Here is a 15,906-nt window from a genome sequence, read left to right on the forward strand (position 1 = left end):
TAAAGTAAGACTAAAAAAAGATCAACCGAAATAAATCATGAGAAACAAAAGGTTTTTTATGCGCAACCAGACAATGATACCGCTTAGTCTCTCTGCCAAACAAAAACGGAGCCTTATATCAAAGCTCCGCCTTTTATTTATTATTCCGGTTTCAACACCACACCCAAACTCTTCTTTCCGTCCATCTTAATGACGATTGGCTTGTCGAAATGGATATGCCGCAGATATTCGGTATCCTCGACAGCCGGCAAGGCATTCAGATACTCCTCGTCAAACCAGCCGTCTCCCTTAAACGGGTTGATGGTGAAATATCCGACACCGAAGGATGTCAGGTTCTGGAAGAAATGCGTTCCCTGGCTTGGGTCGACACGATAATTTTCCAAACCACACTCCACGATTACACGGGCATTACTGATATGCGGCCACTTCACCGGAATCCCCAGCCAATGGTCACTGCTTCCCCAACGTCCGGGACCGACCAGCACGTAATTCTTCTCTTCTTCCGTAAAACGACGGTTCAGTTTTTCTATTTCATAGGCTATCAACTGGTTGTTCGACGAGTTGAAAGCACCGCTCTTTACATAGATAATATCCTGCACATCCGTCACGATGCCATGACCGAGCACGCTGGTGGACGAAAGGATCGTTTCTTCATTGCTGACTTGCGTCAGGTCTTCATCCATAATTTCCTTATTATCGACGATCGGACGAATTTGAAGGAGATAGAAAGTTGCCTTGTCGTGGTTGTTCGGATCGACATTTACCGCAAACTCTATTTCAACAGGACGTCCCATCTCGGCCTGCCCGATGCGAAGTAACTCATCCAACGTCTTCGCCAGAGGGAAAACGTCGTGTTGGAGAATATTTACGAACGACAGGATTTTACGACCACCGGGATAATAACCGTCACGGATAATCTGATCATACGGATCGTAAGTGGAAACAATATATTTCAGAGAACCGTCCGCATCGGCTTCCTTCAATCCTAATCGTTGCAGGTTAAACGAATCATCGATAGAGAACTGTTCCGCCAGGTTCTTCAGGTCGAGTGCATAGAAACGGGTTTGCGTCTCACGGAGGGCAAAATCCATCGTACTCATCTGCAAGATATTGTGCGGATGACGGGGAGAGAAACGCAACGTCTGTCCGCCATCTACGATATATTTACCCAGACCGAGGGCAATATTGGCAATTCCGTCTTCCGCCTTTTCATTACCGATCGGGTAGAAATTCAGCGAACGGGCCACGCCGGAGATAGTCGGGTAGAAATGATCGTTGTAACGGTTTCCCACCACTTCCTGCAAAACGATCGCCATCTTTTCCTGGTCGATCAGGTTGGATGTAGCAGTCATATATCCCTTACTGTCACGGTAAAAGACAGATGCATAAACCGCCTTGATCGCATCGCTCAGCAGGCGGAGCATTTCATATTTATCTTCCAACCGGGGAATCATATAGGTAGAATAAATCCCGGCGAACGGTTGATAATGCGAATCTTCCAGCAAACTGGACGAACGGACGGCTATCGGGCTTTTCACCACATCGAAAAAAGCCATCAAGTCATCGATCAAACTGGCCGGCAGACTGGCACGGAGGAAGTATTTCAGTATCGTTTCGTCATCCGCATCACTCAAGGCGACGGGCAGAAGTTCGTTTGTCTCCATGAACTCATCGAAGATATCCGTACAGATCACAACGGTCTTCGGAATATTCGTGTTAAAGTTCTCCGTCTCCAGTTTGGGATAACGCTTGACCATCGCGCCCATAAAAGCCAGTCCTCTACCCTTTCCTCCCAACGAACCGTCACCGATACGAGCAAAGTTACTGTATTCGTCGAAACGGTCTTTCTGATAAATAGCCACGACACCGGAATTTTTCATGCGCCGGTACTGCACAATCAGGTCGAATATCAGCTTACGTGCTTCATCCATATCCTTATAATCGCTTACATCGACCCGCTTCAACACTTCTGCCGGCGGAAACATGGCACGCGAATAAAAGAAACGGGAGAAATGGTTGCGCGAAAGGTGATAGACCAGCGAATCGTCGGGAATCTGATACACTTTCTTTTGCAAGTCCTTCAAATCTTTGATACGCATAATCTCTTCCTTCGTCTGCGGATTCAGGATTACAAAATCGCCGAACCCGAAACGTTGCATGATCTTCTTACGCAAATCCTGCGGGTAACTTTTCGAATTCTTATCGATAAACGAGGCTCCCAACTCTTTGGCATATACTTTATTGCTCGACTCGGACGATTCCAGCACAAAAGGAATGATCAATCCGGTCTTGCGGACATACTGCCCAAACTTATATCCGGCATAGGGGTCTTTCACCCCGTCGTGCATAAAGCTCATATCCGAAACGATACCGAGCATATTATCCCGGTATTGATTAAAAATACGGACAGCCTCTTCATAAGTACGGGCTAGCTTAATTTTGGGACGACCACGCATCCGGAGGGTTTGCTGGTGACCGTTCAACGCTTCCTTCGCAAACATCTGGCTCTGTTCCAATACGAATTTATACAGATGGGGCAAAGCAGACGAATAGAAACGGATGGAGTCTTCCACCAGCAAGATGATCTGTACCCCGACACTTGCCGTATCATCGGGTGCATTCATCTTATCCTCGATCAGTTTGATAATAGCCAACAGCAGCTCGGCATTGCCCAACCAACTGAATACGTAATCTATCGCACTCAAGTCTTCATTGGCAATACGTTTGGAGACCTCTTTCGAGAAAGGCGTGAGCACCACGATCGGGATATTCGGATAATGTATCTTTATCTCCTTTGCCGCCGCAAAAATATCACGGTTATCCATATTCGGCATGCAGATGATTAATTCGAAATTACGATCTTTTAGTTCGGCAAGCGCCTCTTCTTCCGTTGTCACCTGAGTAAAACGGGGAGGATAACGCAGGCTGAGTGAAGTATATTCATTGAATATCTGTTCATCTACCCGTCCGTCGTCTTCCAGCATAAAGGCGTCGTATTTTGTAGCGATAAGCAGTACATTATATATACGCTTATTCATTAGATTGGCGAATGATGTGTCTTTAAACACAAGGTTCTGAAAGTCCGGTATTCCGCTCATAATGATTTCATAGAATTATATGCGCCCAAAAATAAGGAAAAATATGCTAGGTAGGTTACATAATCATATCCCAATCACCACAAATAACCGAAAAACTTCAAACGAACAACCTCTTTCAGAAACTCTGCCTCCTCTCTCTATTCCAAAATATGCATCAAAAACATAAATTTCACTATCAAAAAGTAAGCAAAACACTTGGTCATTCCATAGGATTCGCTACATTTGCCTACACATTGTTATTCCTAAAAGCAAGAAACGCTATGAAGACAGAAGTTATTTTATCTGCACTGGAAGCAAAGCACCCGGGTGAAAAAGAGTACTTGCAGGCCGTGAAAGAAGTTCTTTTATCAATAGAAGAGGTTTATAACCAGCATCCAGAGTTCGAGAAAGCCAAAATCATCGAACGGTTGGTTGAACCCGAACGCATTTTTACTTTCCGTGTACCTTGGGTAGACGATAAAGGTGAAGTGCAAGTTAATTTAGGATATCGCGTACAATTTAATAATGCGATTGGCCCGTATAAGGGAGGAATCCGTTTCCACCCGTCGGTAAACTTATCTATCCTGAAGTTCCTGGGCTTCGAGCAAACGTTCAAAAATGCGCTGACAACCCTGCCGATGGGCGGCGGTAAAGGTGGGTCCGATTTTGCACCCCGTGGCAAGAGCGACGCAGAAATCATGCGTTTCTGCCAGGCTTTTATCATGGAACTGTGGCGTAACCTAGGACCGGACCGCGATGTTCCGGCAGGCGACATTGGCGTTGGCGGACGTGAAGTCGGTTATATGTATGGCATGTACAAGAAACTGGCTCGCGAAAACACCGGTACTTTTACAGGTAAAGGCATGGAGTTCGGAGGTTCGATCCTTCGTCCGGAAGCAACCGGATACGGTGCTTTATATTTCGTACATCAAATGCTTGAAACTCACGGCATAGATATAAAAGGTAAGACAGTTGCCGTTTCCGGCTTCGGAAATGTAGCCTGGGGAGCAACGAAGAAAGCGACCGAATTGGGAGCCAAAGTCGTAACCATCTCCGGTCCGGACGGATATGTTTATGATCCGGACGGTATTTCGGGTGATAAAATCGAATACATGCTGGAACTGCGTAACAGTGGCAACGATATCGTGGCTCCTTATGCCGACGAATATCCCAACGCCACTTTCTATCCCGGCAAGAAACCCTGGGAACAGAAAGTGGATATCGCCCTACCCTGCGCCACACAGAACGAACTGGATGCCGATGATGCCCGCAAGCTGATCGAGAACAAAACGTTATGCGTTGCCGAAGTTTCCAACATGGGATGCACGGCCGAAGCAGTCGACCTGTTTATCGAACACAAACAACTATTTGCTCCGGGCAAAGCGGTTAATGCCGGCGGCGTAGCTACTTCTGGACTGGAAATGACACAGAATGCCATGCATATCTCCTGGACTGCCGATGAAGTGGATGCCAGATTGCATCAGATCATGGGCGCTATTCACGAACAATGTGTCGCCCACGGTAAAGACGGTAATTATGTGAACTATGTGAAAGGTGCCAACATTGCCGGCTTCATGAAAGTTGCCAAAGCCATGATGGCACAAGGTATTGTATAAAATAGTCTGGCACACTTTTTGTGACCAATTTTATACAAATACAACTCAATAAAAGTAAAATATTATGATCTTAAGTAAGAACTTATCAAAAGCTTTCAATGAACAGGTAGAAGCTGAAATGTGGTCTTCAAACCTGTACCTGTCAATGTCGATCTATTTCCAGAAAGCAGGACTGAACGGTTGTGCACACTGGATGCGGAAACAGGCTGAAGAAGAGATGGAACATGCCCACAAAATGATCGATTTCGCTATCGACCGCGGTGGCGACATCGTCATCAATCAGATCAATGTCGTTCCGACTGCATGGGGTACTCCACTGGAAGTATTCGAACATGTCTACAAACACGAAGTACATGTATCAGAACTGATTGACAAGATGGTCGATATTGCAGAAGCAGACAACGATCATGCAGCCAAAGACTTTTTATACGGTTTCGTTCGCGAACAGGTAGAAGAAGAATCGACAGCAAAAGCAATCGTCGACAAGTTGAAGCTGTACGGCGAACATCATGCCATCCTTCTGGATCATGAACTTGGCAAAAGATAATTTCTTTTCTCAATAAAGAAACTCCAGCTCCTGTTAACCAAGGGCCGGAGTTTTTTATGCGGTATGTTCTGCTTACTTCCGTACTTTACCGGGGTTCTTTGCCATGAAATCTTTCCATCCGCTATATTTCTTTTCCGATATCGGATTATTAGTCTGGAAATAATGACAAACAGCGGCTGCCAATCCGTCGGTTGCATCCAGCTGGGGCAACATCGACTCCTGAGGGATATGCAGGAAACGTTGCAACATTCCCGCCACCTGTTCTTTGGCTGCATTTCCGTTACCGGTAATAGACATCTTGATCTTCAACGGTGCATATTCGAAGATAGGAATTTCGCGTTCCAATGCTGCTGCCATAGCAACACCTTGCGCCCTTCCCAGCTTCAACATACTCTGTACGTTCTTCCCGAAGAACGGTGCTTCGATTGCCAATTCGTCAGGGTGATACTGGTCGATAAGGGCCAGTACCCGTTCGAATATCTTTTTCAAACGCAAGTAATGGTCCTCGTACTTATTCAGTTGAAGAACGCCCATAGCTTCGAGCTTCGGTTTATTCCCTTCAATCTTCAGAATGCCGTATCCCATCACGATTGTTCCGGGGTCAATACCCAATATGACACGGTCTTTCGTCATGACTCCAGGTCTATTTCCTCCAATAAGGTACTGAAACCCACCAGCTTTGTTCCGAAACGGTTCACTAGCTCCTGTTGCAGGTCACGACCTTCGGACTGCATCCAATATTCCAGCGTTTCCGGATTCTTTACATGGAACTGAACCGAATAGCTGGTTGCATCCTCCGTCTCGTCCTGTAAAATACGACGCAGATAAGGTGTCCGCAGAAATCCGCTAGCTGCCGCACGGGGTATATAACTCTTTTTCAGATATTCAATACACTCGGCAAGGATATCATTCTCTATATTAAATGTTGTATTATAAACGATCATATTCTTTTTCTCTAAATTTCTTACACAAAGATAGTGCTAATATCAGGAAAAACTCTATATTTGCACTCGAAAATAAAACAACGGGGGATTAGCTCATCTGGCTAGAGCGTTAGACTGGCAGTCTAAAGGTGATCGGTTCGAGTCCGATATTCTCCACACAAAGGCAAAGAGGTTCACTTCAGAGGTGAGCCTCTTTTTTTATTTAAAATAATTCGACCATCTCCCCTTTTTTACGTATCATATTATAAACGGACAAGAAGTATGATGAATGAAGAAGAAATACAAGTACTAATAGATAAAAGCAAAAAGCAGGACATGACCGCTTTTGCCCTATTAGTCACAGAATACCGGCAACTTGTATTCCGACTGGCATTTCGCTTACTCTGTAATGAAGAAGAGGCTAGAGATATGGTACAGGAAACATTTATAAAAGTTTGGTTGAATCTTGACAAGTATAACCGGGAATACCGCTTCTCAACCTGGCTCTATAAAATTACCGGAAACATTTGTTGCGACCGCCTGCGCTTTCTGCAACATACCCCTTCGGGAAACATGCAAGGACCATCTGTCGATAACCTCCCCTTATCTTCTGAAGAAAACATGGAACAAAGTCTTATAAACAAAGACTTAAAGAACCTGATACTCCGGTTCACCGAGGAACTCACCCCAAAACAAAAACTAGTGTTCACCCTAAGGGAAGTAGAGGGCCTTGAAGTATCCGAAGTAGAAGCTATCACCGGTATGTCTGCCGAAAAGATAAAAAGCAATCTTTACCAGGCACGCAAACAGATACGAATGAAAATAAATCAGATGGAGAACAACCTATGAAAAGAGAAGATGAAACATACGGAAAATGGCTGGACAAACTAAAAAATACCGAACCAGTCTTGAATGCTCCGGAAGAGCTGACAAATGATATTTTGAACAAAATAAAAACCTTACCTTCCGGAACGTCCCTTCTGAAAGAAGCAAAAGGGAAAAGTAAAACAAACAGGATATTACTATCGGTCAGCAAAATATCCGGTATTGCAGCAGCTCTCCTGCTTTGTTTTCTGATCAGCGAAACCATTTTCTTTTCACAAGACAAGCAGTACCCGAAACAATCTTATGCGAATAACGCTATCTGGCAAGGGAAAGCCTACTCCCTACCCGATAGTTGGAGCCCAGAAAGTAGCTTACTCGAAAAAAGCCGCTATCTATCCGAACAATGGAAGGAATATAAAGAAGAACTATCAAAAAGAAAAGCCTCCTTCCTGTCCAAGAGAATTTCTGTAGAAACCATCATTCACTAAAACGAACAAAAGATGAAAACAAAAGGATATATATCAATCATTTCAGGACTGCTTTTTATGGCCTCCTGTTCTTCCAATCACCGGATAGTGACACAAATTTATCCGGACGGACAAATTGATCGTGAAGTATATGCACACGGAGACTCCGCTTTTATGGCGGGCGACGGCTCACACTCTCCTTTCCTGTTCTCCATCCAGGACTGGCAACAGATTCCTTTGAATCCCAGTATTCCTTTTGTAATCTTAGGAAAGAAAAACGACTCATTCGGTAAAGAGGAGCAATTGAATGTAAAAGTCAAACGCACATGGAATATATGGAATACCCCTCTCCGGCTCACTCCTGAAAAGAAATGGATGGAGCCATTAGCCGTTCCGCAGGAAAAGCTGGAAAAACATTTCAGATGGTTTTATACCTATTATACATTCACCTGCAACTACCGTCAAATTGAAGAAAGAGGCCCTATCCCCCTTGAACATTACCTGAACAAGCAAGAACAAGAACTGCTCTTTCAGGGCGACCTAACTCGAACACGGGGTATGAACGGACTTGAGCTAAACGATAAGCTGAATGACTTGACAGATCGTTTCGTGAAATGGTATAATGAGAGTTTGTTTGAAATCCGCTTTGAAACTATTGAGGAATGGGAAGCTAAGTCCGGTAATAAAACCTTTATCTCAAGGCTGAAAGCAGACAAAGAAGCCATCAAAAAATCAGCCATGAGTAAAGGAGAAGATACAGACCTGGATTCGATAGATATATATCAGCTACTCGACACTTTCTACCAGACGAACTATTTCTCCACTGCATATCAGCAGAAAGACAAAGACCAGATAAACCGGTTATTTGAAGAGAAATGCCGTCCGATAGAGTTATTCAACCACCAGATAAAATACGAACTTAATATGCCGGGCCAGTTGATAACAACCAATACCACGCTACACGAAGGAGAAACTCCTTATTGGAAGATAGACGCCTACCGGCTATTACCTGGTGATTATACTTTGGAAGCCCAATCGCGTGTAGCCAATATCTGGGCATTTATTGTCACGGGGCTACTTGGGATACTGGCTATCGGTGGAATGATATATGGGAAAAAGCAAAAAGAAAAGTGATCTTTATTATTATTAAATACATTTATAAATAAAGATTTTATGTAAGTTTGCAGCGTAAAAAAGGACAGATATCGAGATTAATCTAATTGAGTATTTTGGAAAAACAAATGCAAGATAATGAGCCACAGCTTATCCTGTCATTGAAAAACGGCTCTTACAAAGCTTTTGAGAGGATATATCAGATGTACGCAAAACGTTTATTTGCGTATAGCCTGCAATTCACAAAATCTCAGGAAGAATCAGAAGAAATTGTACAGGATGTATTTATGAGGCTTTGGACAAACCGAGCGAAGATACGACAGGAAGATACACTCCGTTCTCTCCTTTTCATTATGACAAAACATTATCTCATTAATGCATTCCGTACTAAAATCAATCAACCGGAATATGAAGAGTATATTCAGTACGTAAATGAACACTCGGTAGATGATGCCTCATACCAGCTAGAATATCAGGAATTTGTAGCAAAGTTTCGTGCCATATTGAAAACACTGCCTGAAACACAACAAAAAGTAATTACCTTGTCTAAAATAGAACAATTCTCAAATAAAGAAATAGCAGACAAACTATCACTGAGTGAACAAACGGTAAAAAACCAGCTTTCCCTTGGACTTAAAAGCCTTAAAGAGAAATTGGGAAGCCTTGGAATATATCTTGTGTTATTATTTATTAATTAAATCGGTTTAATTAGTACGAATCAGATAATTGTTTGTCTATAACATACAGAATAGAATGAATAACTTGATAAAGAAATACAGAATAAATGAATTGAGTCCTGAAGATCTATCGGAACTTAAAAGAAGTACCAATGCGATGGATAATCAGGACCTGGAGAGACTGATCCTTGACGACTGGCTACATGAGGAGATCGATACTTCTTCTGTAGATGACAAACTGTTGCAGAAAATAAAAAGCAAAATCGATCAGGGAGTTAAACCCCAAAGTAACCGCTTTTCCCTGATTCTTCGCTGGACACAGTTGGCCGCAGCTGTCCTATTACCAGTCTTTGTAATACTAAGTTTCTACTTGTATCATGAAAATACGACTTTATTATCTAATGAGATTGTAGTGGAAACGGGACAGGGTGAACGTGCCAGTGTTACACTGCCGGACGGAAGTATAGCTTCACTCAATTCAGAATCCAGGCTTGTCTATCTTCCTAAAGATTACAATAAAAAAGAACGAAATATTCACTTTGGAGGAGAAGGTTATTTTCAAGTCAAGCATAATATGGATATACCTTTCTTTATTAATGCACAAGGACTTCAGGTAAAAGTGCTGGGTACTAAATTCAACCTGTTGGTAAGAAAAACAGACCGGACAGCCGAATTGGCATTGGAAGAAGGGCGTGTTTCGTTGCTGTCTACCCATACAAACAAACAGGTCATTTTAAATAAGAACCAAAAGGCGATTCTGGATTATGCCACCGGAAATATAACAGTCGTATATGACGAACATATAAAGGACATATCAGCCTGGAGGCGTGGTGACATGGTATTCCGCAACACACCCCTGTCGCAGGTTATTCGTACTATTGAAGTAAATTATAATGTACGTATAAAAATAGAAAGCGAAGACTATCTAAACGATCCCTTCACCAGCACTCTGCCTGTCACCAATCTGAATGAAGTACTTGAAGTGCTTGAACACTCATATCATTTAAGAGCTGTTATCAACGGTAAAGAAATCTATCTGAAATAAAATCTGAAATCATTAAAGTCAATATCGAACCGCTTTCTAAAAGGAAGCGGTTTTTTTAATACCCGGATACTCATTTTATGTTCTTTAGCATATATTTTCTTCGGTACTAAATGAAACAGACCCTGTCATTACTATTGATAACGATTCTTTAGGAACCATTAAGTTTAATTCTAAAAACTATTAAAATGAACAAACATTTAAGATTAAGGATGTTAACCTTGTTTTCGTTACTATTCTTTTTTTCTGTTTCTCTCTTTGCACAAGAAAAGCTAGTAACGATACATTTGGAAAATGTTTCTCTAAGAGAAATATTCTCTGCTATTGAAAAGCAAACTACTTATCGCTTTTCTTATCGAAACGTGGTGATAGATGCAACAAAAGACATCACCATTTCCCAAACAAAAGTTCCTGTATCTTCCGTACTCAACGAAGCATTAGCAGGAAAAAACCTGGAGTACAATATTGTATCTTCCAAATCCATTGTTATTTCCGACAAACCTAAGAAAACAGCCTCCGACCAGAAAGAAATTTCCGGTATTATTAAAGATAGCAACGGAGAACCGGTTACCGGTGCTACGATCATAGAAAAAGGAACGAGCAATGGAGCCATATCCGATATGGATGGCCATTTTTCTCTCAAGGTTGCAGAGAACGGAATACTACAGATTTCTTATGTCGGTTATGTAGAGCAAACAATTCCTACTAACAACCAAACCATCTTTAACATCATCCTGAAAGAAGATTCCCGATTGCTTGACGAAGTCGTTGTAGTCGGATATGGTAGCATGAAAAAGAAAGATTTAACCGGAGCTATCACCCACGTGGATGCACAAAAACTAGTCAATGAAAGGCCTACTACAGTACAGGATATTCTCCGCGGCACAGCCCCAGGCTTAATCGTTGAGCCTTCATCCAGTGACGCTAAAGAAGGTCCCGGCTTTCTTATCCGAGGGAAACGTTCTCTAAAAGGAGGAACATCACCGCTAATTGTCTTAAACGGAGTGCCATTCAACGGAGACCTTTCAGAAATCAATCCTATGGATATTGAATCAGTCGATGTCTTAAAGGATGCTTCATCAGCCGCTATTTACGGAGCGAAATCGGCCAACGGAGTTGTTATCATAACAACCAAGAAAGGTAGAGGAGAAAAACCTACTGTACAGTTTGACGGGAGTGTTGGATTTGCGACAATGGGAGTTAGCCGTAAATATTACGAACCTGATGAATATCTGCAATATCGGTCGGATTATGCAACCAGCAGTAACGGATTCGAGAATAAAGGATACTACAGCAAACCGACAGCAGAGAATCTAAAGAAATATAACTTAACCGAAGAACAATGGCGTAACCATGATGCAATTGGTCAGGGCTCTACTAATATGGAAGATGTATGGTTGCAACGTATTGGCTTAGGGGATGTTGAGCGTCGTAATTATTTTGCCAATACCCCATATGACTGGTATGACGCAACCTGGCAGACAGGATTACGACAGAACTACAATGTCAGTCTTTCCGGACAAACGTCCCGAGTAAACTATTACTGGTCACTAGGCTATCAAGACAATGAAGGTAATCAGGTAGGAGACCGGTTCAAAAACTATAGAACAAACTTACGTATAGATGCTAAAGCGACCGACTTTCTGGAAGTAGGAGCAAATCTGATTTTACAGAGTCGCGATGAGGGATTCCAAAAAGTAGACTGGGAAGAAATGTGTAAAAACTCTCCTTATTCTACCCCTTATTATGAAGATGGCTCCCTGAATCCCTGGCCTATGGGAGAAGGTCATCAGGCACCTGGCACAAATAGTTTTTATAACTTATCCATGTCATCCAAAAGTGCAGGAACACAGACTGTCAATAGTAATTTCTTTGCAAAACTTACTTTACCGTTCAATATCACTTATCAATTTACTTTTGCCCCCCGCTATAGCTGGGCACAAGACAGAAACTGGAGTAGTTCTGAAAGTGTTTTCGATACTACACACGGCTCTGCTACCAGAGCAAGTTCACGTTCTATTGTTTGGACATTAGATAATATAATAAAATGGAACTATACATTTGCTCAAAAGCATTTAGTCGATGTAACATTGTTACAAAGCGCAGAGCAAAGTCAGTACTGGAGCGAATCTATGACCGGCAAACAGTTCTCTCCCACCGATATATTGGAATGGCATAATATGCAAAGCGCAAATGAGAAGACATTCAGTTCAAACGATGAAAAATACACAGGAGATGCCCTGATGGCACGTTTGTTCTACTCTTATGATAATCGTTATATGTTTACCGCTTCCGTACGTCGGGATGGATTTTCAGCCTTCGGACGTTCCAATCCACGTGCTACCTTCCCTTCATTAGCTCTGGCCTGGAATTTTTCCAATGAAAGCTTTTTTAATTGGGATCCTATGAGCAATGGTAAACTTCGTATTTCCTGGGGTAAAAACGGTAACCGCGATATTGGTATTTATCAGGCATTATCCCAGCTGACCACCGGTAGCGGTATCAGTAAATACTCATATGCCACTTCTGCCGGAACATTATATGAACTTTCAACTCTACAAATTGAGCGTATGGCCAATAATGATTTAAAATGGGAAAGTACAGCATCATGGAATGTCGGACTCGATTTCGGGTTCCTCAATAACCGTATCAATGGAAGTCTGGAATGGTATTATATGCCGACGACAGACTTATTGATGGACCGCACACTCCCTAATATCAGCGGTTATAGTTCTGTTGTAACAAATTTAGGAAAGGTCGTAAACAGTGGTTTTGAAATATCATTACATTCTGTGAATATTGATAATGAAAATTTCAGTTGGAACACTTCATTTAATTTATCTCACAATAAAAACCGCATTAAACATTTATATTATACTTATGAAGACGTCTTAGATCAAAATGGAAATATAGTCGGTTCAAAAGAAGTTGATGATATAAACAAAAGCTGGTTTATCGACAAACCCATGGGGACTATCTGGGATATTGAAATGATAGGAATCTGGCAGGAAAATGAAGCGGAAGAAGCTGCCAAATATGGACAAAAACCAGGCGATGCCAAGGCACGGGATGTAAATAATGACTACCGGATATCTCAGGATGATAATGTATTTTTAGGACAAACAGATCCGAAAGTCAGATTATCTCTCAGAAATGATTTCGTCTTGTTTAAAGACTTCGACATATCTTTCAACCTGTACTCTTATCTGGGACACAAAGCTGCAACAACGGATTATTTAAACTATTTTGATTTTAAAGGAGATTATTTGAATACTCCGGTACGGAATTATTGGACCCCTGAAAATCAGTCCAACTCTTACGCACGTCTAAAGTCTACACTTCCTTCAAATGTCTCCCCTAAAAAAATAATCAGCAGAGACTTTATCCGTCTGGAAAATATATCTGTCGGATATAGAGTTCCGAAAAAAATAACAACTTTATTACGCACCCAGGATATCAGGGTATATGCAACGATCCGTAACGTAGCGATATGGGCATTCTCGAAAGAATGGTCAAAAGCCAATTATTGGGATGTTGAAACAACAGGCTCTATGCCCCGGACATATACATTAGGTGCAAGTATAACATTTTAATCCATTTTATTATGAAAAATAATCTATTCAAATCAGTTTCTCTTACGCTCGTTTTATCGACATTAGCTTCTTGTTCCGAAAGTTGGCTGGATCCGGAACCTCTGTCTTTTTATGAGCCTAATATTACATTTTCAACAGTCGAAGGTCTTGAAGGTGCATTAACCCGTTGCAGAAGTGATATGCTTTATTATTTTCTGGGTTCCAATGGAACTGCCGTATCAACCGAATTAATTTTCTCTGATGTAGCAGTATCTGCAATCTCAGATTTAAGTGGTTCACAAAATTTTACTTCAGATATTACTCCAACATCTAACAATCTTTTTATTGGAACCAACCTGTCCAATGCATTTTGGACTAGTGGAGTATCCGGAAGCAGTTTTGCCAATGCAGTCATATCACGTCTTCCCGAACTGGATTTGGACGAGACTACTAAAAACCAGATGCTTTCCAGAGCTTATTTTCACCGTGCATGGCGTTACTATCATCTTACTTTCCAGTTTGGAGACATTCCTTTCGTTTCGAAAGAAATAACCACTCCCAAACTGGATTTCCGCTCAGTAAAGATGGAAGTGATTATTGAAAAAATGATCAAAGACTTAGAGTTTGCGGTAGAAAACATCCCGGAAAGGGACGATTGGGGAAAAGAGAACAAAGGAACCTGTCTGATGTTGCTCACCAAGTATTATCTGGCTGCAGGCGAATTTGAAAAAGCCCTTAATGCCGCAAACACACTGATAAATAATTGTGGTTATGAATTGATGGAAGAGCCGTTCGGCACGTTTGAAAATCCTTTCCCGGATGTTCGTCCGATGACGAGAAATGTCTTATGGGATTTGCACAGGCCTGTCAATAAATCTATTTCGGCCAATAAAGAAAGTATTATGACCATCATCAGCCGTTATGAGAATCAGGACAGTAGGGTTCCTACAATGTTTTTATACAACTTCACCCCATTCTGGAGTATGACCGATGTTAACAGAGGAATCTTAACCCCAAGCAAAAAAAATATCGGAATAGGCCGACAGGCCGGCACAGCTGAGTTTATGGCACAATATCCTGATTATATAGACCAAAGAGCTGTATGCGGACGAGGTGAATGTTTCATAAGACCAACTTACTTTGCTGAAAAAAGTATGTGGACAGACGAGAATGACCTTCGACATGACAGGAAAACAGGAAACTGGATGGCTATGGAGGATTTGAAGTATAACAACGTAAATCTGTTGGGTACTGATGATGAAAAATATTATTTAAAACCTCTTCAGAAATATGCAGATGACGGAACATTATTGTGTAAAGATACTATACGTTGCTGGTACGGTTATCCTTATTACAAATTATGGGTAGATGATGTTGACCGGGATGTTGCCAATGGATATAAAGGTGTCGATTATCAGGGAGGCCCTGGTGATACGTACCTATATAGGTTAGCAGAAGCATACTTGCTGAGGGCTGAAGCTTACTATTGGCTGAACGATTATGCAAAAGCAGCAGAAGATGTGAACAGGATCAGAAAACGTGCTCATTGTACTACATTCTTTAGTGCAGCCGATATGAACGGTCTGGATGGTATGGATATCATTATGGACGAAAGAGCCCGTGAATTGATGTACGAAGAATTCCGCCATGTAGAACTGGTGCGTGTTTCATATATTAAGGCAAATAAAGAAGGGACATACCAGTCTCCCAAAAGCCTGGCTGACGAAAGCAGTAACAGTTACTGGTGGCACCGTATCGTAAAGTACAATAATTACTATAACAAAGGTATAACTACTTTACACGGCGATGAATATAAAATTGCTAAACATAATATATTCTGGCCTATTACACAAGGAAATATTGATCCTAATTTATATGGTCGCATAAACCAGAATTACGGATATGCAGGTTATGAGAAAAATGAACCGCCAATCAGTTCTCTTGAAGAATTAGAGGCATCCGGTCAGTAAAACTCATCGTATGAAATATAGTGCTCACTACAACTCAGTGGGCACTATTTGATAAGAATCAATCTTACTCACGAATC

At 41.8% G+C, this 15,906-nt stretch carries 12 protein-coding genes and 1 tRNA gene; 10 read left to right on the top strand and 3 right to left on the bottom strand.

The window, feature by feature from the left end; all coding sequences use genetic code 11:
- Window positions 1–140: 140 nt before the first annotated feature.
- Window positions 141–3,098: a PEP/pyruvate-binding domain-containing protein gene (locus NBH14_RS14360; RefSeq protein ID WP_186958991.1), complete on the bottom strand. Its 2,958-nt coding sequence runs from the start codon at window positions 3,096–3,098 to the stop codon at window positions 141–143.
- Between the two features lie 260 nt (window positions 3,099–3,358).
- On the opposite strand from NBH14_RS14360, the gene gdhA reads away from it, so the two are divergent.
- Window positions 3,359–4,693: an NADP-specific glutamate dehydrogenase gene (gene gdhA, locus NBH14_RS14365; RefSeq protein ID WP_007657303.1), complete on the top strand. Its 1,335-nt coding sequence runs from the start codon at window positions 3,359–3,361 to the stop codon at window positions 4,691–4,693.
- 64 nt (window positions 4,694–4,757) lie between these two features.
- Window positions 4,758–5,240, top strand: coding sequence for a ferritin (locus NBH14_RS14370; protein WP_186958992.1), 483 nt, complete (start codon window positions 4,758–4,760; stop codon window positions 5,238–5,240).
- A gap of 72 nt (window positions 5,241–5,312) precedes the next feature.
- On the opposite strand, the gene ruvC is transcribed toward NBH14_RS14370, so the two are convergent.
- Together ruvC and NBH14_RS14380 are read right to left on the bottom strand one after the other, a co-directional pair.
- Entirely contained in the window at window positions 5,313–5,873 is a 561-nt protein-coding gene (gene ruvC / locus NBH14_RS14375) for a crossover junction endodeoxyribonuclease RuvC (protein WP_186958993.1), read from the bottom strand.
- Window positions 5,870–6,184 (bottom strand): DUF4286 family protein, encoded by a 315-nt coding sequence (locus NBH14_RS14380; RefSeq protein WP_007657297.1) that lies wholly within the window; start codon window positions 6,182–6,184, stop codon window positions 5,870–5,872. The genes ruvC and NBH14_RS14380 overlap by 4 nt, the downstream gene beginning before the upstream one ends.
- An 82-nt stretch (window positions 6,185–6,266) precedes the next feature.
- Between NBH14_RS14380 and NBH14_RS14385 the strand changes: the two genes are divergently transcribed.
- The 8 genes from NBH14_RS14385 to NBH14_RS14420 all read left to right on the top strand — a co-directional run bounded on the left by NBH14_RS14385 (window position 6,267) and on the right by NBH14_RS14420 (window position 15,829).
- A tRNA-Ala gene (locus NBH14_RS14385) sits at window positions 6,267–6,340 on the top strand.
- A gap of 105 nt (window positions 6,341–6,445) precedes the next feature.
- Window positions 6,446–7,012: an RNA polymerase sigma factor gene (locus tag NBH14_RS14390; protein ID WP_128133761.1), complete on the top strand. Its 567-nt coding sequence runs from the start codon at window positions 6,446–6,448 to the stop codon at window positions 7,010–7,012.
- Window positions 7,009–7,476 carry a hypothetical protein gene (locus NBH14_RS14395; protein WP_186958994.1) on the top strand — a complete coding sequence of 156 codons (468 nt, stop codon included), beginning with the start codon at window positions 7,009–7,011 and terminating at the stop codon, window positions 7,474–7,476. Before NBH14_RS14390 ends, NBH14_RS14395 begins: the two co-directional genes overlap by 4 nt.
- Before the next feature lie 12 nt (window positions 7,477–7,488).
- Window positions 7,489–8,589, top strand: coding sequence for a hypothetical protein (locus tag NBH14_RS14400; protein ID WP_186958995.1), 1,101 nt, complete (start codon window positions 7,489–7,491; stop codon window positions 8,587–8,589).
- 107 nt (window positions 8,590–8,696) lie between these two features.
- Window positions 8,697–9,266 (top strand): RNA polymerase sigma factor, encoded by a 570-nt coding sequence (locus tag NBH14_RS14405; protein ID WP_250817591.1) that lies wholly within the window; start codon window positions 8,697–8,699, stop codon window positions 9,264–9,266.
- Window positions 9,267–9,321: 55 nt separating this feature from the next.
- Window positions 9,322–10,290, top strand: a complete 969-nt coding sequence (locus NBH14_RS14410) for a FecR family protein (protein ID WP_186958997.1) — start codon at window positions 9,322–9,324, stop codon at window positions 10,288–10,290.
- 185 nt (window positions 10,291–10,475) lie between these two features.
- On the top strand, window positions 10,476–13,880 hold the full coding sequence (locus NBH14_RS14415; RefSeq protein ID WP_186958998.1) for a SusC/RagA family TonB-linked outer membrane protein: 3,405 nt from the start codon (window positions 10,476–10,478) through the stop codon (window positions 13,878–13,880).
- Between the two features lie 11 nt (window positions 13,881–13,891).
- Window positions 13,892–15,829 (top strand): RagB/SusD family nutrient uptake outer membrane protein, encoded by a 1,938-nt coding sequence (locus NBH14_RS14420; protein ID WP_186958999.1) that lies wholly within the window; start codon window positions 13,892–13,894, stop codon window positions 15,827–15,829.
- The last annotated feature ends 77 nt before the right edge of the window (window positions 15,830–15,906 follow it).

Origin of the sequence: Parabacteroides caecihominis (assembly GCF_023656785.1) — a bacterium.
Taxonomy (GTDB): domain Bacteria; phylum Bacteroidota; class Bacteroidia; order Bacteroidales; family Tannerellaceae; genus Parabacteroides; species Parabacteroides segnis.

Excerpts from the sequence above, each read along its gene's own strand:
- NBH14_RS14360 (WP_186958991.1), bottom strand. The coding sequence starts at position 3,098 with ATGAGCGGAATACCGGACTTTCAGAACCTTGTGTTTAAAGACACATCA.
- gdhA (WP_007657303.1), top strand. The coding sequence starts at position 3,359 with ATGAAGACAGAAGTTATTTTATCTGCACTGGAAGCAAAGCACCCGGGT.
- NBH14_RS14370 (WP_186958992.1), top strand. The coding sequence starts at position 4,758 with ATGATCTTAAGTAAGAACTTATCAAAAGCTTTCAATGAACAGGTAGAA.
- ruvC (WP_186958993.1), bottom strand. The coding sequence starts at position 5,873 with ATGACGAAAGACCGTGTCATATTGGGTATTGACCCCGGAACAATCGTG.
- NBH14_RS14380 (WP_007657297.1), bottom strand. The coding sequence starts at position 6,184 with ATGATCGTTTATAATACAACATTTAATATAGAGAATGATATCCTTGCC.
- NBH14_RS14390 (WP_128133761.1), top strand. The coding sequence starts at position 6,446 with ATGATGAATGAAGAAGAAATACAAGTACTAATAGATAAAAGCAAAAAG.
- NBH14_RS14395 (WP_186958994.1), top strand. The coding sequence starts at position 7,009 with ATGAAAAGAGAAGATGAAACATACGGAAAATGGCTGGACAAACTAAAA.
- NBH14_RS14400 (WP_186958995.1), top strand. The coding sequence starts at position 7,489 with ATGAAAACAAAAGGATATATATCAATCATTTCAGGACTGCTTTTTATG.
- NBH14_RS14405 (WP_250817591.1), top strand. The coding sequence starts at position 8,697 with ATGCAAGATAATGAGCCACAGCTTATCCTGTCATTGAAAAACGGCTCT.
- NBH14_RS14410 (WP_186958997.1), top strand. The coding sequence starts at position 9,322 with ATGAATAACTTGATAAAGAAATACAGAATAAATGAATTGAGTCCTGAA.
- NBH14_RS14415 (WP_186958998.1), top strand. The coding sequence starts at position 10,476 with ATGAACAAACATTTAAGATTAAGGATGTTAACCTTGTTTTCGTTACTA.
- NBH14_RS14420 (WP_186958999.1), top strand. The coding sequence starts at position 13,892 with ATGAAAAATAATCTATTCAAATCAGTTTCTCTTACGCTCGTTTTATCG.